General features: G+C 66.6%; 19 protein-coding genes. 10 read left to right on the top strand and 9 right to left on the bottom strand.

Annotation, left to right across the window (positions count from 1 at the left end):
• Nucleotides 1-42 precede the first annotated feature (42 nt).
• A complete protein-coding gene (locus I8N54_RS09915; protein ID WP_140192717.1) occupies nucleotides 43-1104 on the bottom strand; it encodes an NAD(P)/FAD-dependent oxidoreductase in 1062 nt (353 codons plus the stop codon).
• Between the two features lie 42 nt (nucleotides 1105-1146).
• Between I8N54_RS09915 and I8N54_RS09920 the strand changes: the two genes are divergently transcribed.
• Nucleotides 1147-1569: a cupin domain-containing protein gene (locus tag I8N54_RS09920; RefSeq protein WP_140195498.1), complete on the top strand. Its 423-nt coding sequence runs from the start codon at nucleotides 1147-1149 to the stop codon at nucleotides 1567-1569.
• Here I8N54_RS09920 and I8N54_RS09925 read toward each other — a convergent pair.
• From I8N54_RS09925 to I8N54_RS09935, 3 genes are all read right to left on the bottom strand, one after another.
• The gene (locus I8N54_RS09925) at nucleotides 1566-2096 is read right to left on the bottom strand and encodes a PRC-barrel domain-containing protein (protein ID WP_197097430.1); all 531 of its coding nucleotides are present in this window, start codon (nucleotides 2094-2096) and stop codon (nucleotides 1566-1568) included. The genes I8N54_RS09920 and I8N54_RS09925 overlap by 4 nt on opposite strands.
• An 83-nt stretch (nucleotides 2097-2179) precedes the next feature.
• The gene (aroB, locus tag I8N54_RS09930) at nucleotides 2180-3283 is read right to left on the bottom strand and encodes a 3-dehydroquinate synthase (protein ID WP_140192715.1); all 1104 of its coding nucleotides are present in this window, start codon (nucleotides 3281-3283) and stop codon (nucleotides 2180-2182) included.
• The gene (locus tag I8N54_RS09935) at nucleotides 3270-3866 is read right to left on the bottom strand and encodes a shikimate kinase (protein ID WP_140192714.1); all 597 of its coding nucleotides are present in this window, start codon (nucleotides 3864-3866) and stop codon (nucleotides 3270-3272) included. Before I8N54_RS09935 ends, aroB begins: the two co-directional genes overlap by 14 nt.
• A 186-nt stretch (nucleotides 3867-4052) precedes the next feature.
• Between I8N54_RS09935 and I8N54_RS09940 the strand changes: the two genes are divergently transcribed.
• The 5 genes from I8N54_RS09940 (at nucleotide 4053) to I8N54_RS09960 (ending at nucleotide 9246) form a co-directional block, all read left to right on the top strand.
• The gene (locus I8N54_RS09940; RefSeq protein WP_197097429.1) at nucleotides 4053-4211 is read left to right on the top strand and encodes a hypothetical protein; all 159 of its coding nucleotides are present in this window, start codon (nucleotides 4053-4055) and stop codon (nucleotides 4209-4211) included.
• Between the two features lie 71 nt (nucleotides 4212-4282).
• Nucleotides 4283-5767 carry a hypothetical protein gene (locus I8N54_RS09945; protein WP_231592366.1) on the top strand — a complete coding sequence of 495 codons (1485 nt, stop codon included), beginning with the start codon at nucleotides 4283-4285 and terminating at the stop codon, nucleotides 5765-5767.
• A 17-nt stretch (nucleotides 5768-5784) separates the two neighbouring features.
• The gene (locus I8N54_RS09950) at nucleotides 5785-6714 is read left to right on the top strand and encodes a site-specific tyrosine recombinase XerD (protein ID WP_140192712.1); all 930 of its coding nucleotides are present in this window, start codon (nucleotides 5785-5787) and stop codon (nucleotides 6712-6714) included.
• 84 nt (nucleotides 6715-6798) lie between these two features.
• Nucleotides 6799-8100: an HlyC/CorC family transporter gene (locus I8N54_RS09955; RefSeq protein WP_140192711.1), complete on the top strand. Its 1302-nt coding sequence runs from the start codon at nucleotides 6799-6801 to the stop codon at nucleotides 8098-8100.
• A gap of 48 nt (nucleotides 8101-8148) precedes the next feature.
• The gene (locus tag I8N54_RS09960; protein WP_197097428.1) at nucleotides 8149-9246 is read left to right on the top strand and encodes a DUF3616 domain-containing protein; all 1098 of its coding nucleotides are present in this window, start codon (nucleotides 8149-8151) and stop codon (nucleotides 9244-9246) included.
• Between the two features lie 135 nt (nucleotides 9247-9381).
• Here the strand turns inward: I8N54_RS09960 and I8N54_RS09965 are convergent, their stop codons facing one another.
• Complete coding sequence (locus I8N54_RS09965; RefSeq protein WP_140195496.1) at nucleotides 9382-10899, bottom strand: helicase HerA-like domain-containing protein; 1518 nt, start codon at nucleotides 10897-10899, stop codon at nucleotides 9382-9384.
• 459 nt (nucleotides 10900-11358) lie between these two features.
• Here I8N54_RS09965 and I8N54_RS09970 point away from each other — a divergent pair, with 459 nt between their 5' ends.
• Both I8N54_RS09970 and I8N54_RS09975 read left to right on the top strand, forming a co-directional pair.
• Entirely contained in the window at nucleotides 11359-12012 is a 654-nt protein-coding gene (locus I8N54_RS09970; RefSeq protein ID WP_140195494.1) for an invasion associated locus B family protein, read from the top strand.
• Nucleotides 12013-12113: 101 nt separating this feature from the next.
• Complete coding sequence (locus I8N54_RS09975) at nucleotides 12114-13055, top strand: NAD(P)-dependent alcohol dehydrogenase (RefSeq protein WP_140192709.1); 942 nt, start codon at nucleotides 12114-12116, stop codon at nucleotides 13053-13055.
• A gap of 7 nt (nucleotides 13056-13062) precedes the next feature.
• Here the strand turns inward: I8N54_RS09975 and I8N54_RS09980 are convergent, their stop codons facing one another.
• Genes I8N54_RS09980 through I8N54_RS09995 form a run of 4 tightly spaced genes read right to left on the bottom strand, consistent with a single transcriptional unit; the run spans nucleotide 13063 to nucleotide 17292 of the window.
• Nucleotides 13063-14271, bottom strand: a complete 1209-nt coding sequence (locus I8N54_RS09980; protein ID WP_140195492.1) for a beta-ketoacyl-[acyl-carrier-protein] synthase family protein — start codon at nucleotides 14269-14271, stop codon at nucleotides 13063-13065.
• 5 nt (nucleotides 14272-14276) lie between these two features.
• A complete protein-coding gene (locus I8N54_RS09985; RefSeq protein ID WP_140192708.1) occupies nucleotides 14277-14540 on the bottom strand; it encodes an acyl carrier protein in 264 nt (87 codons plus the stop codon).
• Nucleotides 14541-14600: 60 nt separating this feature from the next.
• Nucleotides 14601-15665, bottom strand: a complete 1065-nt coding sequence (locus tag I8N54_RS09990) for a UDP-3-O-(3-hydroxymyristoyl)glucosamine N-acyltransferase (RefSeq protein WP_140192707.1) — start codon at nucleotides 15663-15665, stop codon at nucleotides 14601-14603.
• Between the two features lie 49 nt (nucleotides 15666-15714).
• Nucleotides 15715-17292, bottom strand: a complete 1578-nt coding sequence (locus tag I8N54_RS09995) for a L,D-transpeptidase family protein (protein ID WP_140192706.1) — start codon at nucleotides 17290-17292, stop codon at nucleotides 15715-15717.
• A gap of 328 nt (nucleotides 17293-17620) precedes the next feature.
• Between I8N54_RS09995 and I8N54_RS10000 the strand changes: the two genes are divergently transcribed.
• Together I8N54_RS10000 and I8N54_RS10005 are read left to right on the top strand one after the other, a co-directional pair.
• Complete coding sequence (locus tag I8N54_RS10000) at nucleotides 17621-18190, top strand: YcbK family protein (protein WP_140192705.1); 570 nt, start codon at nucleotides 17621-17623, stop codon at nucleotides 18188-18190.
• Nucleotides 18191-18435: 245 nt separating this feature from the next.
• Nucleotides 18436-19209, top strand: coding sequence for a sulfotransferase (locus I8N54_RS10005; protein WP_198571714.1), 774 nt, complete (start codon nucleotides 18436-18438; stop codon nucleotides 19207-19209).
• Nucleotides 19210-19361 lie beyond the last annotated feature (152 nt).

The raw sequence follows: 19361 nt of genomic DNA on the forward strand, positions 1-19361 counted from the left end.
CCTGCCCCCTTCGCCAGCTCGCGCAACGTCGCCCGTCGGATCTCAGCTCAACAGCCGGTCCGCCCGCCAGGGCGCCAGAAGCTCCGACGCGACGTTGCCGCCGGTGATCTCGGTCGCCACCAGCTCTCCGACGATCGCCCCGAGCGTGACGCCCGAGTGCATCACGGCCACCGTCAGCCCCTCGGGGCCGACCGGACCGATCACCGGCTTCTCGTCGCCCGGCATGGGGCGGTTGGCCAGCGTCACCCGTTCAAGCGCAAGCTCGACAGTCGGAAACATCGGCGCCATGCGCTGAAGGGTCAGGCGGGCCACGGTGTCGGGACGCTCGATGATCCGCTCGGTCTGGTCTTCCTGGTGATTGGCGACGGTCGAGGCGACGATGCGTCCCTGCGCGTCCTGGCGGATCTCCTGTCCCGGCGTCACTAGGATGTGGGACAGCACCCGCTCTACCGGGGCAGTGCGCATCATCAGCCCCGGGCGCGGCACCATCGGCAACAGCACTCCGAAGTCGCCAAGCAGCGCAGACGTTCCAGAGCCAGCGGCCAGCACGACGTGATCGGCGTGGAAGATGCCCTGATCCGTCTCGACCCCGGTCACGCGGCCGCCCTCCTCGACGATCCGGCGCACCGGCGTGCCGATCACCTGCGGCACCCCGGCATTCGCCAGAAGCGCGGCGGCGGAGTCCGCCCCCTCGGTCGCGCCTTCCTGCGGCATGTAGAGCGCCTCGTCAGGCAGGTCGGCAAGCGCCGGCTCCATCCGGGTCCAGTCGGCACGGCTCAGCGCCCGGGTCTCGTAGGCGAGGCCGTTCAGCCGCTCGGCCGTTGCGGCCATCTCGGCCCCCTGCTCTTCCCAGCTGAGGCAGCCGCACCAGTCGACCAGCCCGAGGCCCGATTGCGCCTCCAGCCGATGCCAGGCGTCGATGCCCGCAGTGCGCAGCCGGAAATGATCGTCGTCGAGGTAGAAGCTGGCATTCACCCAACCGAAGGTCGCGGTGCTGGCCGCGCCCGGCCCCTCGGCGATGACCGTCACTTCCGCGCCTCTCGCGCGAAGGTTCCAGGCGATGGTGGCGCCGATGATCCCGGCGCCTACGACGACGACGTGCATATGAGGTCTCCGTTCCAGTTCGAACCCGTGCTACCAGAGGGCATGACCGCAGACGAGATCATCTCCCGCCTGGATTTGTCGCCCCACCCGGAGGGCGGCCATTTCCGACAGACCTGGATCGCCGATCAGGGCGACGGCAGGCCGACCGGCACCGCGATCTACTTCCTGTTGAAAGCGGAGGAGGTCAGCCACTGGCACAAGGTCGACGCCACGGAAATCTGGCTGTTCCACGCCGGCGCGCCGCTTGTATTGTCGATGTCGGAAAGCGAAGTCGGGCCGGCGACGGATAACCGCCTCGGCCCGGATGTGATGTCAGGCGACCATCCCCAGCTGATCGTGCCGCCCCACTTCTGGCAGGCCGCACGAAGCACCGGGGACTGGACGCTGGTCAGCTGTACGGTAAGCCCGGCGTTCCGTTTCGAGGGCTTCACCCTCGCGCCGCCGGGCTTCGACATACCGCGTTAGTCGTCGCCGAAGACGCCGGACAGGTCGTCCTGCGATTCCAGCTGGTCCTGCGTCAGACGCGTGATGATCATCAGGTCATCGTCCCCGTCCGGAACCAGACGAATGTCCGACAGCGGCAGCAGCACGTCCTTGCGGCCAATGCCGAGGAAACCGCCCACGTCCACCGTCACGCCGACGACCTGGCCTTCACGGTCGAGGATGACGTCGTCCGCCTCGCCGATCGATTCGAGGTCCGTCAGCATCGGCCCGAAGGATTCGCCGCTGTCCCAGAAGGCCTCGTCGTAATTTTCGTCCAGCGTGTAGATATCCGCGTCGGCCACGTCTTCCGCCTTCACGAGCATCGCGATGCCGGTGCCGGTCGCCGGCTCCATCGTCTCTTCGGTTGCGGCCATGTCCTGACCGGTGTTGTCCATCGGCGCGGAGTCTTCGATCGCGGCAGCCTCGCCCGTGGCGGTGTCCGTGTCCGCTTCCTGGGCGAGCAGCGAGACAGGGACGAGGGCCGTGGCGAGCATGAGTGCAAGGCGCATGAATGAGGTCTCCTGAATGGTATGCATGTCAGGAGACAAACGACACAGCGAATGAAATCGTTCCCTTCGAAGACGCGCGGACGTCAGCCTTCGGCCAGGACGTCGAGCACGGCGTCAGCCGGAACCTCCGCCGTCACGAACGCCTCTCCGATGCCGCGTGCGAGGATGAAGCGAAGCTGGCCGTCGACCACCTTCTTGTCCTGCCCCATCAGCGACAGCAGCGCGTCCGGCCCCGGCAAGTCGCCGGGTATGTCCGCCAGGGCCGACTTCATCCCCATACCGGCGAGGTGCGCGCGCACCCGGCTCGGATCTTCCTGCGGGCAGAGACCGAGTCGCGCGGACAGATCGAAGGCCAGCGCGCAACCGATGCCCACGCCTTCGCCGTGCAGCAGCCGGTCGGAATAGCCCGTCGCGGCCTCGAGCGCGTGGCAGAAGGTGTGGCCGAGGTTGAGGAGCGCGCGGTCGCCCTGCTCCGTCTCGTCGCGCAGCACAATTTCGGCCTTCATCTCGACCGAGCGGCGCACCGCGCGGACGAGCGCCGTACCATCGTCCCGCAGGGTCGGGCCCGCAGCCTCCAGCCATTCGAAGAAGGCCGCATCCCCGAGCAGACCGTATTTCATCACCTCGCCGTAGCCGGCGCGGAAGTCCCGGTCCGTCAGCGTTGACAGCAGCGTGGTGTCGGCGAGCACGAGGCTCGGCTGGTGGAACGCCCCGACGAGGTTCTTGCCGTGCGGCGAATTGATCCCGGTCTTGCCACCGACGGAGCTGTCGACCTGCGCCAGCAGCGACGTCGGGATCTGCACGAAGCGCACACCGCGCCGCAGGATCGCCGCGGCGAACCCCGCGAGGTCGCCGATCACGCCGCCGCCGAAGGCGACGACGACATCACCGCGCTCTACCTTCTGCTCCAGCAGCCATTCGACCGAACGCGAAAGCTCCGGCCAGCTTTTCGTCGCCTCGCCCGGCGGCAGTGGCAGAGCCGTCATCTCGATCCCCGCCTCGGCCAGCCCTGCCCGCAGGCCTTCGAGGTGGAGCGCGGCGACACGTTCGTCGGTCAGGACCGCGACGCGCTTGCGGCGCAGCAAAGGCGCGATCTCCGCCCCCGCACGGGCCAGCAGACCTGGCCCGATGCGGACGTCGTAGGCGCGCCCCGGCAGCGGAACGGAAACGGTTTCAATCTCGGACATCTGTCAGTTCCAGCACATCGGGGCGGGTGCCGAGTTCGCGCACCACACAGTCGGCCATGTCGGCAATGGAATAGGAGGCGCGCGACTTCACCCGAAGATCGGCCAGCGCATAGGTCGGGGCGCGTTCGTCGTGCAGGCGTTGCAGTGTTCCGCGCGGATCGGGGCTCTTGAGCAGTGGGCGCGTGGACTTGTGTCGCACGCGCTCCCAAAGGAGCGGCACGTCCGCGTCGAGCCAGACGGACACGGCGCTCCCGGTGATCGCAGCGCGGTTGCGCTCGGACATCCACGCGCCGCCACCGGTCGAGATGACCTGGGGGCCGTCGCGAAGAAGCCGTCGGATCACCTCGGTCTCGCGGTCGCGGAAGAAGGCCTCGCCGTCGCGGGCGAAGACTTCCGCGATGGTGGCGGCTGCGGCGCTTTCGATCTCTTGGTCCGAATCGACGAAGTCCACGCCGACTCTTGTTGCGAGGGCCTTTCCGATGGCGGTCTTGCCCGATCCCATCATCCCGACCAGCACGACCGTCCGCTTCAGCCGGCCTGTCGGCCTGGCGCGGGCCGGTTGGGTATCCCGTTGCTCTTCCATGCTTATTTCTTGGCTCGCGAGGGGGTCCCCGCCTGCTGGTCGCCGCGTCCCTTCATCAATTTGTTCCCCTGCATGGCGTGAATTCTCCTGTTACGCCATATATAAGTTGAACCCGATGGTGCACCGCTCCGAACAACGGTTAGAAGCGAGCGGAAACGAGGCAGGCAGGGAGTAGCAGGCCACCACATGCTCTGGCGATTGATCAAGTTTCTCTTCGTCCTGGTTATCCTGGGCGGCATCGCACTCGTGGCATATGCGTATGTCGGACCGGTGTTTTTCCCCGATGACTTCGACCCCCAGCAGGAAGAGGTCGTGCTCCCCGTGACATTGGGGAACGACGAGTGAGGCACATTGCGATCCTGTGCGCCCTGCTCGCCGCGCCCGTGTCGGCACAGCAGGATGAGTCAGGATCGCCCATGTCGGCCATCGACTGGCTCTCCGACAGCATCACCGCGCCGCCGCCCGCCGCGGCGGCGACCGGACCCACGCAGTCCGCGCGGGCGGACGAGGACCCGATCGCCAACAGCGCGACCTCGCCCTCCGTCACCGTGCTGCCGCTGGATGCCGCGACGCCCGATCGCGTTGGCCTTCTGCCCTCCGGCGTGACCGGCCTTCCACGCACGCTCTGGTCCGGATCGGACGCGGAAACGCTCGCCACGCTGATCGCAGCCGAACAGACGCAGACGCTGCCCGCCATGCAGGACCTGCTGCGGATGCTGCTGCTCGCCGAAGCGGAGCCACCGGCCGAGAGCGACGCGCCCGGCCAGCTGTTCCTGTCGCGCATCGACAAGCTGCTCGACCTCGGCGCGCTCGACCCCGCGCTCGAGATGCTGGAGGCCGCCGGCCCCGGCCAGCCCGACATCTTCCGCCGCTATTTCGACGTGGCCCTGCTGACGGGCCGCGAGACACGCGCCTGCCGCCTGCTGTCGGACAAGCCGGAGCTCGCCCCCACGCTGAGCGCGCGGATCTTCTGCCTCGCCCATGTCGGGGACTGGCCCGCCGCCGCGCTGACGCTGAACGCAGCCGACGCGCTTGAGGACGTCACGGACGAGGAGCTGGACCTGCTGTCCCGCTTCCTCGACCCGGCCACGTACGAAGGGCTGCCGCCGCTGCGCGTGCCCGACCGTGTCTCCCCGCTCGACTTCCGGATCCGTGAAGGCATTGGGGAGCCGCTGCCGACCTACGACCTGCCCCGTGCCTTCGCCCATGCCGACCTGCGCACCATCACCGGCTGGAAAGCCCGACTCGAAGCCGCAGAAAGGCTCGCCCGCGTCGGTGCGATCGAGGACGGCGTGCTGCTCGATCTCTACACCCTTCAGCAGCCCGCCGCGTCGGGCGGGGTCTGGGACCGCGCCGAGGCGATCCAGGCGCTCGACAGCGCACTTGGCGGCCGGAACGACGATCGCGTCGCGGAGGCGCTGCAACCGGCGTGGGACGCGGCGCGGGCCGCCCGCATCGAAGTGCCCTTCGCCCGGTTCTTCGGCCCGGCGCTTGCAGAGCGCGACCTCGACGGGGCCGCCGGCGCGCTGGCCTTCCGGATCGGCCTCCTGTCGAACGAATACGAAGAGCTCGCGCTCGACCATGAGCCAGCCTCCACCGAAGACGCGTTCCTGGCCGCGATCGCGCGGGGCGAAGCGCCCGACGAAGTACCGGACATGCGCATGGCCGATGCGGTCGCGACGGCCTTCACCAACCCGCCGCCGATGGAGCGGTTGATCGAGATGGTGGGCGAGGACCGGCTCGGCGAAGCCGCGCTGCGCGGCATCTCCCTGTTCGACGTGGGCACCGCCGGCGATGCGGAGACGCTTACCGAGGCGCTCGGCTTCTTCCGCGCCGTCGGGCTCGAGGAAACCGCCCGCCGAGGGGCGCTGCAGGTGCTGCTTCTGGAGCGGAACTGGTGAGTGCCGCCGACAGACCGATGACTCACTGGGTACAGGCCTTCCTCGAAGCACAGGCCGCCGAACTCGACGCCGCGACGAACACCCAGCTCGCCTATGCCCGCGACCTGAAGGACTTCGCCGGTTTTCTCGACACGCGCGGCCGCCACTTCGCCGATGCCACGCAGGACGATGTCGAGGCCTACCTGATCCGCTGCGAGGCGGAGGGTCTCGCCCGCGCGACACGTGCCCGGCGCCTGTCGGCAATCAAGCAGCTCTACCGCTTCGCGTTCGAGGAGAATTGGCGCGGCGACAATCCGGCGATCCGCATCGCCGGACCAGGGCGCGACAAGTCGCTGCCGACCACGCTCTCGATCGAGGAAGTCGATCGCCTGCTGGAGGCCGCGCGCGCGCCGGGCCGGGACCAGCTTCGCAATACCTGCATGATGGAGCTGCTCTACGCGACGGGGATGCGGGTGACCGAGCTTGTCACCCTGCCCGTCTCGGCCGCACGGGGCGATCCGAGGATGCTGCTGGTGCGTGGCAAGGGCGGCAAGGAGCGCATGGTGCCGCTCTCCGAAGGTGCGCGTGACGCGACCAAAGCCTGGCTTGTCGAGCGCGACGCACACGAAGAGGTCGCAAAGAAGAAGGGCATCACCGCCTCGCGCTTCCTGTTTCCCTCACGCTCCAAGGCCGGGCACCTGACCCGGCACCGGTTCTTCACGCTGGTCAAGGAGATCGCGGTGCGCGGCGGCGTCTCGCCGGCCAAGGTCACGCCACACACGTTGCGCCACGCCTTCGCGACGCATCTGCTGGCCGGCGGGGCGGATCTGCGCTCGATCCAGGTCATGCTCGGCCATGCCGATATCGGCACGACCGAGATCTACACGCACGTACTGGACGAGCGTCTGAAGGAGCTCGTGCTGAAGCATCACCCGCTCGTCTCCGGAAAGGACGGCGACACCCAATAGAACGCCACACCGGCAGGGGCTTGAAGACAAGCCCGCCGGGCCTCATAAACGCCCCTTGAACCTCCCCCTTTATTTGCGTTGGACATGGAAACCGCACCGCTGGACGCCGCCTTCTGGATCACCTCCGGCACGATCCTTCTTCTTCTCGTCTGCTCGGCCTTCTTTTCCGGCTCCGAAACAGCACTGACCGCTGCCTCGCGGGGCAAGTTGCGCTCGGCCGCCGACAAGGGCAGCAAGGGCGCGACGACCGCGCTCGCCCTCACCGAGGACAACGAGCGGCTGATCGGCTCGGTGCTGCTCGGCAACAACCTCGTCAACATCCTCGCCACGTCGCTGACGACGGCGCTGTTCACGCGGGTGCTCGGCCCCGGATCCGTCGCGCTCGCCACGCTGGTGATGACGATCCTCGTGCTGATCTTCGCCGAGGTGCTCCCCAAGACCTACGCGATCACCAACGCCGAAAGCGCCGCGGGCCTCGTCGCGCGGCCGATCTCGCTGCTGGTGAAGATCTTCGCGCCGATCGTCGGCTTCGTGCGACTGATCGTGCGCGGTATCCTGCGCGTCTTCGGCGTGCGGACCGATCCGAACGCGCATTTCCTCGCCGTGCGGGAAGAAATCGCCGGCGCGCTCTCCATCGGTCACAGCGAAGGCGTGGTCGAGAAGGAAGATCGCGACCGCATCCTAGGGGCGCTCGACCTCGGCGAGCGGTTCGTGGAGGAGATCATGCTCCACCGCTCCAACATCGAGATGATCGACGCGAGCCTTCCGGCGCGGGAGATCCTGCGCAAGTGCCTCGACAGCGCGCACACGCGCCTGCCGCTCTACCGCGACGACCAGGAGAATATCGTCGGCGTGCTCCACGCCAAGGAGATGCTGCGCGGCGTCAATCGGCTGGCGCAGGACGGCCAGGTCACCAGCAAGGAGCTGGACGAGTTCGACGTCATGTCGGTCGCGATGGAGCCCTACTTCATCCCCGAGACGACGACGCTCGACGACCAGATGCGTGAGTTCCTGAAGCGGCACACGCACTTCGCGCTGGTGGTCGACGAATACGGCACGCTGCAGGGCCTCATCACGCTCGAGGACATCCTCGAAGAGATCGTCGGCGAGATCACCGACGAGTTCGACCAGGAGGACGAGCAGACCGTCGCGATGTCTGAGGACGGCAGCTACCTGATCGAGGGCACAACGACGATCCGCGACCTCAACCGCGCGCGCGAGTGGAACCTCCCCGACGAGGAGGCGAACACCCTCGCGGGTCTCGTCATCCACGAGGCGCAGATCATTCCTGCGGTCGGGCAGGTCTTCTCGTTCCACGGCTTCCGCTTCGAGGTCGTCGAGAAGGAAGAGAACCGGATATCGATGCTGAAGGTGCGGCCGCTCTAGGGGAACCCGCCGGAGCGGCTGCCGTTGTCGGGCGAAGGAGACTTGCCCGTGCCCCTCGACGCAGACCGCATCATCACGCTGGATTTCAAGGGTCATCACTTGCTCGAGCATGTGGATGACCCGATCCAGAAGGACCTCTCCACGGTCACGCGCCACGGCGACTCCCTTTTCTTTTCCTGTGACGAGACGGCTGGTGTCGACCGTCTGACGAAGTCCGGCAAGGACACGTGGGGCAACCACGAGCACTTCAACCTTGGCGAGATGGTGGACCTGCCTGCCGGTCCGAAGGGCGAGATGGATATCGAAGGGCTCTCGGTGAATGGCGACTGGCTCTGGGTGTGCGGCAGTCACGGGCTCAAGCGCGACAAGCCGAAGCTCGACAGAAAGGGGCCGAAGAAGGCCTTGAAGCGTCTTTCCCGGATCGACGGGGACGAGAACCGCTATTTCATCGGCCGCTTCCCTTTGAAGAAGACGAAATCCGGCATGGAGCCCTGCGTCGAGGACGGGGACCGGAAGGCCCTGCACGTCCGCCTGGCAAAGCAGCCCTCGAAGCTGAAGCACTGGCTGCGGAAGGACGACCACATCGCCGCCTTCCTTGACCTCCCCTGCAAGGAGAACGGGTTCGACATCGAGGGGCTGGCCGTGAAGGGCAACCGTCTCTGGCTCGGCCTGCGCGGGCCCGTGTTGCGGGGCCATGCGCTGATCATCGAGCTGGAGATGAAGGAGAAGAACGGCTTTCTGAAAGCGAAGAAGATCGACGGCAGGGCCCGCTATCGCAAGCATTTCATGGAGCTGGAGGGTCAGGGTATCCGCGACCTCACGATTGACGGGCAGGACCTGCTTATCCTGACCGGCCCGACGATGGACGGCGACGGCGCCTCCGACCTGTTTCGATGGAAGGGCGGGCTGGCCGCGACGCGAAGTGCCGTTCACCCGGCGCCCGAGAAGGTCTGCAGCCTGCCCTACCGGGGGGCGCTCGACCACCCCGAGGGGATCACCGCCTGGAGCGGCAAGGGCCGCTGGCTCGTCGTCTACGACAGTCCCGCGCCGGAACGGCTGGACGACGATGACCAGACAGTGACCGCCGACATCTTCCGCGTCCCCAAGCGCGGCAGCTCGCGCGCCCGATCCAGCGGAGCGCGCTGACGGGCGCTGGTTGCGCCGCCCCTGCGGGACGACCGGTTCAGGGGGCTTTCTGCCCCCTCTGGGCCTGCGGCCCATTCACCCCCGAGAATATTTGCAGGCCCGAAGAATGCAGGGCTGCGGCGCGTCGAAGCTGGGTCATCGCCCCTTGAAGACGGTGCCGAAGATGCCGCGCACGATGCGGCGGCCCGTGGTGCCACGCAGCTCTTTCTTCAGCGCTTCGGTCAGGGCGCCGCCGATGCTGTCGTCTGGCTTCCTCTTCGAGCTCGAGCCGGCCGACTTGCCGCCACCGTAACGGCGGGCGTGCGTGAACTCCCGCTCCTCGGGCTGCTCGGCCGCTTCGGCATCACCGGCAGCCTCGCCCGCGCGGCGGGCCAGCATCTCGGATGCGGAATCGCGGTCGATGCGCGTGTCGTACTTCGCGCCAAGCGCGGAGCCGGTCAGCAGTATCCGGCGTTCGTCGTCGGTGATCGGGCCGAGTTGCGAGGACGGCGGCCGGATCAGCGTGCGCTGCGCGATGCCGGGCACGCCCTTCGCCCCGAGCAGCGAGGTCACGGCCTCGCCCGTGCCGGCCTCCGCGATCGCGGTCGCCGTGTCGAACCCCGGGTTCTCGCGGTAGTTCTCGGCCGCCTTCTCCAGCTCGCGACGGTCCTTGCCGGTGAAGGCGCGCAGCGCGTGCTGCACCCGGTTGCCGAGCTGCCCCAGCACGTCGTCCGGCACATCGGCCGGGTTCTGGGTGATGAAGAACACGCCGACCCCCTTGGAGCGGATCAGGCGGGCGACCTGCTCCACCTTGTCGACCAGCGCCTTCGGCGCGTCGTCGAACAGCAGGTGTGCCTCGTCGAAAAAGAAGACCAGCCTCGGCTTGTCGGGGTTGCCGACCTCGGGGAGCGTCTCGAACAGTTCCGACAGCAGCCAGAGCAGGAATGTCGCGTAGAGCTTGGGCGACTGCATCAGCACGTCGGCGGCGAGGATGTTGACCCGGCCGCGCCCGTCCGGCTCCACCGCGATGATGTCGGCGAGGTCGAGCGCGGGTTCGCCGAACAGGTCCGCCCCGCCCTGGTTCTCAAGCACGAGGAGCGCGCGCTGGATCGCGCCGACCGAGGCGGTCGCGACGTTACCGTAGCGCAGGGTCAGATCCTCGGCCTTCTGGCCGACCCAGACCAGCAGCGCCGAAAGATCCTCGAGGTCGAGGAGCGGCAGGCCCTCTTCGTCGGCAACCCGGAAGGCGACGTTCATCACGCCCTCCTGCGCGTCCGACAGGTCCAGCAGGCGCGACAGCAGAAGCGGACCCATCTCCGCGATGGTCGTGCGGATCGGATGGCCCTTCTGGCCGAAGAGGTCCCAGAAGGTCACCGGCGTCGCACCGTACTGCAGGTCGAGGCCGATCGTCGCCGCACGCTCGGTAAAGGCGCGGTGGAGCTTGAACAACTCCGACCCCGACTTGGCGAGGCCGGACAGGTCGCCCTTCACGTCCGACAGGAACACCGGGACGCCCGCGGCCGACAGACCTTCGGCGAGGATCTGCAGCGTGACCGTCTTGCCGGTGCCGGTGGCCCCCGCGATCAGCCCGTGACGGTTCGCGTATTCGAGCAGCAGATGCTGCGGCTCGCCATATGCGTCGCCGCCGCCACCGATGAAAATCCGGTCGTCCATCTCTTCCCCCTCGCCCGGTCGCGTCGCCACCCGGGTCGCCCTCGATCGTTTCCATATTGCGGACAATTGCCACCACTGGCCCCCGAAAGGTCGCCCGGAGCGATCCTTTGCAGCCCGCTGTCCACGCGACAATACTAATTTAACCCTTTCGTGCCAGTATGGTGGCGGCCTGATCCGATCCTCGGGTCCGGCTTGACTTCCTCCCTGTCAGACTTGCCGCGCCCTCGGGCGCGGCCTTTTTTATCCCGCTTTTTCCCTGTTGACGGGTGGTGAAACCTTGCGTAGCGTTCCGCACATAAGTCGGCCAAGTCCGGCAGGGAGAAACAGGAGAAGGGTCCATTCGGGCCCTTTTTCTATGTCCGATCAATGCTTTGCGAGCGTTTTCACAGCCCGGCCATTTCGGACTGACACCTGCCTGATGCCATGTTAATGAGCGCCAAAATCATGATGGACGGAAACATGCTGACCAGACTGACCGCACTGACATTGTCGCTTATTCTTGCCTTCGCCCCGCCGCTGATGGCGCAGGACGACACGGGCGACACCGCACCCGCCGAAAGCGAAGCCGCCCCTGCCGACAGCGGCACCGAGGGCAGCACGGACGGGCCCACGCTCGACCTTGGCGAGCCGGTGGATGAAACCGCCGCAGCCGGGGGTGACGGCGTCGGCCAGCCCTACATCCGCGAGGAGTTCGGCGACTGGGCCCTGCGCTGCCTGCGCGCGCCCGAAGGTGAGGAAGACCCCTGCGAGCTCTACCAGCTGCTGCGGGATACCGACGACAACGCTGTCGCCGAGTTCAGCGTCGTGCCGCTGCCGGCCGGCGGAGAAGTCGTCGCGGGCGCCACGATCGTCGCGCCGCTCGAGACGCTGCTGACCGAGCAGATCGTGCTCCGGGTCGATGGTGGCGAGAGCCGCCGCTACCCGTTCCGCTTCTGCAACCGGGCCGGCTGCGTCGCGCAGATCGGCTTGACCGAAGCGCAGGTGAACCAGTTCAAGCGTGGCGCTGCGGCGACGCTGACGATGGTGCCCGCCGCCGCGCCGGACCAGACGGTGACGCTGGATGTGTCGCTGTCGGGCTTCACGGCCGGCTACGACTCGACCGAAGCCGAGTAAGCACGACACCTGTCGGACAACGGACCGCCGTCGGAGTGATCTCCGGCGGCGGTTTTCTTTTGGTGCTGGCGGGAATCGAACGCGCGTCCGATACCGGACACATGAAGGTTTACGCTTACGACAGCTACGGCGGCCCCGACCGCCTGTTTGCCGACACGCGTCCGGACCCGGACGTCGGGGACACCGACGTGCTGATCTCGGTCGAGGCGGTCGGGCTCAACGGCTCGGACCTCGAGACCCTGCGCGGCAGTCCCGCCTATGCCCGGCTCAACGGGCTGCGGCGTCCCCGGCGACAGGTCCTTGGCACGGACATCGCGGGGGTGGTCTTGAAGACCGGCCCCGGGGTCACCCGCTTTGCCGAGGGCGACCGGGTCTTCGGTGACATACTGGACATCAAGGGCGGGCTCGCCGAGCGCGTCGCCGCGCCGGAGCGGAAGCTGGCACGATGCGGCACGCTCACCGCGACGGAGGCCGCCGCCCTGCCCCAGAACGGCGCGATCGCCTTGCAGGGGATCGGCGACGCGTCGTTGCAGGGCAAGCGCGTGCTCATCAACGGGGCTGGCGGCGCGGCGGGGACACTCGCCGTGCAACGGGCGCGTGCACTCGGGGCGGAAGTCATCACGGCGGTCGACCGGGGCAGCAAGCTGGCGCGGCTCAGCGAGATCGGCGCGACCGAGGGGATCGACTTCGAACGGAAGGACTTCACGGCGCAAGGGGACAGGTGGGACCTGATCCTCGACCTTTTCGGCACGCGGGGCGCAGGACGCGTGGTCCGCGCACTGAAACCGGACGGACGCTACAGGATCGTGGGCGGACCGGTCGGCGCGCTGCTGTCCTGCGGCTTGATCGGCTCCCTCCACCGCTCCGGTGGGCGGTCGATCGGGATCATGGCGCTGAAACAGTCCACGGATGTGCTCGAGCGTCTCGCGGGTGGCGTGCTCGACCCGATCATCGACAGCATCTGGCCGTTCGAGGAGACGCCCGCCGCTTTCGCGCACATGGCGAGCGGCAACAGCGTCGGCAAGGTCGTGATTACGCTCTGACCGACCGTCAGGCCGCGCGAAGGGCCAGCACCGCGTTCATGCCGCCGAAGGCGAAGGCATTCGACAGCGCGACATCGACCTTTGCCTCGCGCGCCTCGTTCGGCACGACGTCGAGGGCGCATTCGGGGTCGGGTTCCTCGTAGCCGATGGTCGGCGCAATCACCCCGTCGCGCAGGGCCATGATGCAGGCCAGAAGCTCCACCGCGCCGGTGCCGCCGATCAGGTGACCGTGCATCGACTTGGTGGACGAGATCATCAGCTCGTCCGCATGGGCGCCGAACACGTCCGAGACAGCCGCGCATTCGGTCTTGTCGTTCGCCGCCGTGCCGGTGCCGTGCGCATTGATGTAGCCGACCTCGTCCCCCGCGATCCGGGCATCGGTGATCGCGCCCTGGATCGCGCGCGCCGCGCCCTGCTTGGAGGGCATGACGATGTCGGCGGCGTCGGAGGTCATCGCGAAGCCGATGACTTCGGCGAGGATCTCGGCACCGCGGGCGCGTGCGTGTTCATATTCCTCGAAGACGAAGACACCCGCGCCTTCGCCCTGCACCATCCCGTTGCGGCCGAGCGAGAACGGACGGCAGGCGTCCTTGGACATCACCCGCAGGCCTTCCCAGGCCTTCACGCCCCCGAAGCAGAGCATCGATTCAGAGCCGCCGGTGACCATCGCGGTACAGGCGCCCGAGCGGATCAGCCAGAAGGCCTGCCCCATCGCGTGGTTGGAGCTCGCGCAGGCCGTGGCGACGGTGAAGGACGGCCCCTTCAGATTCCACTCCATCGACACGTGCGCGGCGGCGGCGTTGTTCATCAGGCGCGGCACGACGAAGGGATGAACGCGGTTCTTCCCCTCTTCGTAGACGCTGCGGTAGTTCTCGTCCCACGTCGTCACCCCGCCACCAGCCGTGCCGAGCACGACACCCGAGCGCGCGGCGAGCTCTCCGCCGAAGGTCAGGCCGGACTGGCCGATCGCCTCGCGCGCGGCGAGCAGCGTGAACTGTGTGAAGCGGTCATACAGGACGGTCTGCTGGCGGTTGAAGTGCTCCGCCTCGTCGTAATCCTTCACCTGTCCGCCGATCTTCACCGACAGACGGTCGACGTCGCGGATGTCGATCGGGCCGATGCCGCAACGCCCCTCGCGCATCGCTTCGAGCGTGGCGGGAACATCGTGGCCGAGCGCGTTGATCGTGCCGGCCCCGGTGATGACGACGCGTTTCATATCGCTCATGCGTGGGATTGCTCGCGGACCAGCCCCTCGACCGCGCGGATCATGGAATTGACGGAGGAGATGTCGAACTCGCTGTCGGCCGGATCGTTGGCGTTGAACGGCACGTTGATGTCGAAGGCCTCCTCGATCGCGAAAATGCTCTCGACAAGGCCGAGGCTGTCGATTCCAAGGTCGTCGAGCGTCATTTCGGGCTTCACGTCACCCGGCTCCATCAGGGCCTGTTCGGCGATGATCTCGATCACCCTGTCGCGAACTTCCATCGTCTCACCTCCCGGTCTGGCGCTGATCTACTCGCTGGTCCCCGCCTTGGGAACCGGTATTTAACCTTTGCCGAGCCGCTTGAGCAACCGCGGCAGGCGGCGCAGCGCCTTGTAGCTCTCGATATGGGTGGACATCTTCACAGCGGGAGAGCCCATCATGATGCGCCCCGCCGGCACGTTGGAAATGACCAGCGTACCCGCTCCGGTGACAACGTCATCGCCGATCCGGATATTGTCGACGACGCCCGTCATGCCGCCGAGCACGACCCGGTTCCCGATCACGGTGGAGCCGGCGATCCCGGTGGTGCCGCAGAGCAGGCAGTCCTCGCCGACAATCACGTTGTGGCCGACCTGCACGAGGTTGTCGATCTTGGTGCCCCGCCCGATCCGCGTCGCGCGTATGGTGCCGGCGTCGATGGCGGAGTTCGCGCCGACTTCCACGTCGTCGCCGATCTCGACCCCGCCGAGCGAATGGATGCGATGCCAGCGAGCGTCCTGTGGCGCGGCGAGCGGCTCGTCGCCGAGGCTGTCTCGCGCCCGCTCCGCGTTCGACACCGCTTCGCTGACGAAGGAGAAGCCATCGCCGCCGATCACGACGTTGGGCTGGAGGATCACGCGGGCGCCGATCCGAACGTCGCGCCCGATCCGCACGCCGGCGTGGATCAGCCCGTCCGCGCCGATCTCGGCCCCCTCGCCCACGGTCGACTGACCGGTCAGCACCGTGCCGGCCCCGATCTTCGCGCCCGCGCCGATGATACTTAGCGGACCGACATGGGCCGTCGGGTCGATCTCCGCCCCCTCGCCGATCACCGCGGTCGGATGGATGCCGGCCTCGCGGCCGTAGGGCCGGTCGAGCATCTGCGTCAGCCGCGCCATCGCCAGTCGCGCGCGTGGCGCGACGATCGCCGCCTCGAGCCCGAGCGCCTGCCAGTCGGCGCCCGGCCAGACGACGGCGGCCCGTGCCTGCCCCTGCCCGATCGCGTCGCCGTAGGCCGGCGACATGGCGAGGGCGAGGTCATGCGGCCCTGCCGACTGCGGCTCCGCTGCGCCGGAGACGCGAAGCGAAACGGCGCCGAGGGCTTCCGCCCCGAGCGCCGCTGCAATGTCTTCGATGCTGTGCGTCATGCTGCCCCTTTCGGGGCACTGGCTTCAGCGCGCCCCTGTCGGGCCTGACTTAGCCACCCACGGCGCCGATCGCCACCCCTGCCGCCGCGAGCGCGTTCCAGACCTCCGCGTCACGACCGTAGATGTCGTTGCGATAGTTCATCAGACCGTCGGCATTGGTGAAGGCGGTCCGGTAGATCAGGTGAACCGGCACCGGCTGGTCGAGGGGCACATGCGTGTTCGCCCCGCTGTTCAGCCGCGACTGGAAGAAACCGACCGGATCGTCCTCCTGAACGCGCAGCAGCTCGTACGCGAAGTCGTAGGGGTCATCGAGCCGGATGCAGCCGTGGCTGTAGGCGCGCACCGGGTTGGCGAACAGATGCTGGCTCGGCGTGTCGTGCAGGTAGATGTTGTAGGAGTTGGGGAACATGAACTTCACCCGGCCGAGCGCATTGCCCGGGCCGGGACGCTGCCGGACGGAGACATTGCTGGCGTCGCGCGTGTTCACGATCTGGCCGCGATAGTTCACCGCTTCGAAGCCCGCCGGCACGCGTCCGCCGTACTCCCCGTTGATGATGGAGCGCGGCACATACCAGTAGGGGTTGATGACCATGTGCTCCATCGTGTCGGAGAATTCCGGCGTCTGGCGCGACAGCGCGTGCGCCCCGATCACGGAGCGGGTGCGGAATGTCACGTGATCGTCGTCGACGATCGCGGCTGTGAAGTCGGTCAGGTTGACCCAGACATGCCGCTGCCCGCGCTCAAGGTTGTTCATCCAGCGCTCGCGCTCCATCGCGACGAGCACCTGCTTGAGACGATCCTCCAGCGGCACGTTCAGCGCGCTGAGCGTCGCGCCGCCGACCACCCCGTCGGGGTTGAGGCCGATGCTCGACTGGAACGCCATCACGGCCTCCTTCATCTGCGTGTCGAACGTCGTCGTCACGGTGCGATCGAGGAAGCCCATGGCCATCAGCCGGTTGCGCAGATGAACCACCTGAACGCCGACCGAGCCCTCCCGCAGCGAGGCGGTCACGCCGGGCCCGTAGCCGCCGTCGCGCAACTGCTGCTCCATCTGCATCTTCACCCGCAGCAGGCGCTGGTACTCGGGCGAGTTGGGGGCAAGCTGGCGGAGGTAGCCGACCGGGGCATTGGCGAAATAGCCTTCGAGCTGCTCGCGGCGCGGCGTGTAGAGCACTTCGCGCTTGATGAGGTTGTTGACCCGCGACGGGATCAGCACGCCGTTCTCCATCTCCCGCGCGAAGTCGAGGAAGATGCGGCTCATCTCGACTTCGGCCCGGCCGAGCGCGTCGGCGGTGCGGGCGTTCTCGAGCATCGACATCACGGCGTAGGGGTCGAAGCGCGCCTCGGGCAGGCCATGGACGTGCGCGTCTTCCATCGCGGCGAAGAACGCGGCCCGGTGAGAGGCGGCCTCATCGCCGAGCCAGACGCCTTCGAACCCGCGCTCGCGGTAGAAGGCGGCGAGGTCCTCATCGCGCGCGGCCGCCTCGGCCACGGCCTGGTGGAACGGCGTCAGGCGGATCTCGATGTCCTGCGCGGCTGCAGGCACCGTCGCGACAACAGTGGCGCTCAGCGCGAGGGAGAGGGCGAGCGCGGTACTCTTGAGAAACGCAGGGCGAGGCAGCGGCATGGCAAACTCCGGAAAAAATGCATCAGGCAGAGGGATTCAGGCTTGGTGTCACGATGCCTTCACCAATCCGGCAGTCCATTCACATTTACGATTTCTGAACGTTTCTGTGCGATTAGACCCCCGACACCGATGCAGGGAGGACACAGATCTGCGGCTCATCAACGTTTGCGCAAAAAATTGCCGACTCGGTGATTGAACATGGAACCGAACTCATTCCCGGCTTGGGAATCGAAAACGGCTGTGCAATGGTGTGCATGCATCTGGGGATGAGATGACAAAAGCCCGGGAATACGGGCACACTAGGCAAAGCGACGGGACAGGCGCACCCATGACCGATAACCGTTCAACGAGTATTTCTCGGCGCGGCCTGCTGCGAGCATTCGCAGCAACCGCAGTTACCGCAGCACCAACGTACTCCTCCGCCGCAGGGTTCCTGCGTGGCGCCGGCGACGTTCGGAGGCTCCGAATGTACAACGGCCGTACGGGCGAGCAGATCGACATGATCTACTGGATCGACGGACAGTACATCGCCGACAGCCTGCAGCAGGTGAACCACTTCATGCGTGACTGGCGGAACGGCCAGGTGAAGAACATCGACACCCGCACGCTCGACATCGCTGCAGCCGCACACAACCTTCTGGATGTGAACGAGCCCTACACGCTGGTGTCCGGCTACCGCTCGCCGGCGACCAACCAGATGCTGCGCTCGCAGTCCTCCGGCGTGGCGAGAAACTCGCTCCACCTGCAGGGCCAGGCAGCCGACCTTCGGCTCTCCTCGCGCTCGGTCAACCAGATGGCCCGCGCCGCGGCCTCCTGCCACGCCGGCGGCGTCGGCCGGTACTCCGGTTCGAACTTCGTCCACATGGACTGCGGCAACGTCCGCAGCTGGGGCAGCTGAGGCGCTCTGTTATCCAACGAAACGGACGCCCTAGGGCGTCCTTTTTCGTTCTATCGTCTGCATAAATATTTTTTCGGTCATTTTAAGGGCAGTGGCCTGACTTGTGTCCGCGGAACTGTTCTGTTCGACCCCACCACGACGTGTGCCGCTCGAGCCGAGCATTGACCATTCTTGGCCGTCTGCGCGATAATTTAAGACAACGTCGTTTCGAAAATTGATTGCCCTGCCCGTTCTGCTTGGCCGACATGGAAATCAGCGGTGACGGGGACCTCAAAGGATTGAAAATGCAGTTATCTCGTTCTCCCGAATATGTTCAGGCTGCATACCGAAGCATGACCGGCAGGGTCGGCCTTCGCTCTTCGGGCAAGGTATTCGCGATCGGAATGAACAAGACCGGCACCAGTTCACTTCACCGGACCTTCAAGGAACTTGGCTTCTCCAGCTACCACGGAACGCGTTGGACAACCGGACAGAACAAGTGGCTGATGCACGCTTTCGACTGTTTCAGCGATGGTGTGCGACCGGACTTCAGGACCCTCGACCAAAATTTCCCCGGGTCGAAGTTTATTCTCAATGTGAGGGCCTTTGACGACTGGGCGATCAGCCGTCTCAAGCACATCGCTCGCGATATTGCCGCGAACGGAGATGGTGATCGGGCGGAGAACTGGACGGCGTCGCCGGATGCGATCAACCATTGGCTGGACAATCGTGAAAAGCATCATTCCGCGATACTCGAGTATTTTGCCGGTCGACCGGATGATCTTTGCATCATCAACTTCGTGACGGACGCCAACGCATCGACGAAGGTCTCCGACTTTCTCGGGCGTCCCGCGCCGGCTGCAAAGGCGTGGGCGAACGCTGCCAGCGGCCGAGGCGAGAACCCTGCACACCGGGAGATGCTCAACGAAGTACTCCAACAGCGAGGGCTCTCGGTGGAAGCTGCGAAAAGAGACATTTTGGTCCTGCAGGATCCCTCTGGTCGGTTCCCAGTCGACACCTCGCAACTCGACGCGTCCTGAGGGACCCGGCTGCCTATCAACGTTCGCACCGACCTCATGCATTTTGGTCAACGAAGCGCTTAGGGTGGTATCGGTTATCCCCTCGACAACAGCGTCGGCCGCAGCAACCTTCACCAGAATAATTTGGGCCAAACGAACCGCCCGCAACGGTT

It is taken from the genome of Pelagovum pacificum, from assembly GCF_016134045.1.
Lineage (GTDB): Bacteria > Pseudomonadota > Alphaproteobacteria > Rhodobacterales > Rhodobacteraceae > Oceanicola > Oceanicola pacificus_A.

Excerpts from the sequence above, each read along its gene's own strand:
- I8N54_RS09935 (WP_140192714.1), bottom strand. The coding sequence starts at position 3,866 with ATGGAAGAGCAACGGGATACCCAACCGGCCCGCGCCAGGCCGACAGGC.
- aroB (WP_140192715.1), bottom strand. The coding sequence starts at position 3,283 with ATGTCCGAGATTGAAACCGTTTCCGTTCCGCTGCCGGGGCGCGCCTAC.
- I8N54_RS09945 (WP_231592366.1), top strand. The coding sequence starts at position 4,283 with ATGTCGGCCATCGACTGGCTCTCCGACAGCATCACCGCGCCGCCGCCC.
- I8N54_RS09980 (WP_140195492.1), bottom strand. The coding sequence starts at position 14,271 with ATGAAACGCGTCGTCATCACCGGGGCCGGCACGATCAACGCGCTCGGC.
- I8N54_RS09940 (WP_197097429.1), top strand. The coding sequence starts at position 4,053 with ATGCTCTGGCGATTGATCAAGTTTCTCTTCGTCCTGGTTATCCTGGGC.
- I8N54_RS09985 (WP_140192708.1), bottom strand. The coding sequence starts at position 14,540 with ATGGAAGTTCGCGACAGGGTGATCGAGATCATCGCCGAACAGGCCCTG.
- I8N54_RS09975 (WP_140192709.1), top strand. The coding sequence starts at position 12,114 with ATGAAGGTTTACGCTTACGACAGCTACGGCGGCCCCGACCGCCTGTTT.
- I8N54_RS09990 (WP_140192707.1), bottom strand. The coding sequence starts at position 15,665 with ATGACGCACAGCATCGAAGACATTGCAGCGGCGCTCGGGGCGGAAGCC.
- I8N54_RS09995 (WP_140192706.1), bottom strand. The coding sequence starts at position 17,292 with ATGCCGCTGCCTCGCCCTGCGTTTCTCAAGAGTACCGCGCTCGCCCTC.
- I8N54_RS09920 (WP_140195498.1), top strand. The coding sequence starts at position 1,147 with ATGACCGCAGACGAGATCATCTCCCGCCTGGATTTGTCGCCCCACCCG.
- I8N54_RS09925 (WP_197097430.1), bottom strand. The coding sequence starts at position 2,096 with ATGCGCCTTGCACTCATGCTCGCCACGGCCCTCGTCCCTGTCTCGCTG.
- I8N54_RS09970 (WP_140195494.1), top strand. The coding sequence starts at position 11,359 with ATGCTGACCAGACTGACCGCACTGACATTGTCGCTTATTCTTGCCTTC.
- I8N54_RS10005 (WP_198571714.1), top strand. The coding sequence starts at position 18,436 with ATGGAAATCAGCGGTGACGGGGACCTCAAAGGATTGAAAATGCAGTTA.
- I8N54_RS09950 (WP_140192712.1), top strand. The coding sequence starts at position 5,785 with ATGACTCACTGGGTACAGGCCTTCCTCGAAGCACAGGCCGCCGAACTC.
- I8N54_RS10000 (WP_140192705.1), top strand. The coding sequence starts at position 17,621 with ATGACCGATAACCGTTCAACGAGTATTTCTCGGCGCGGCCTGCTGCGA.
- I8N54_RS09915 (WP_140192717.1), bottom strand. The coding sequence starts at position 1,104 with ATGCACGTCGTCGTCGTAGGCGCCGGGATCATCGGCGCCACCATCGCC.
- I8N54_RS09955 (WP_140192711.1), top strand. The coding sequence starts at position 6,799 with ATGGAAACCGCACCGCTGGACGCCGCCTTCTGGATCACCTCCGGCACG.
- I8N54_RS09965 (WP_140195496.1), bottom strand. The coding sequence starts at position 10,899 with ATGGACGACCGGATTTTCATCGGTGGCGGCGGCGACGCATATGGCGAG.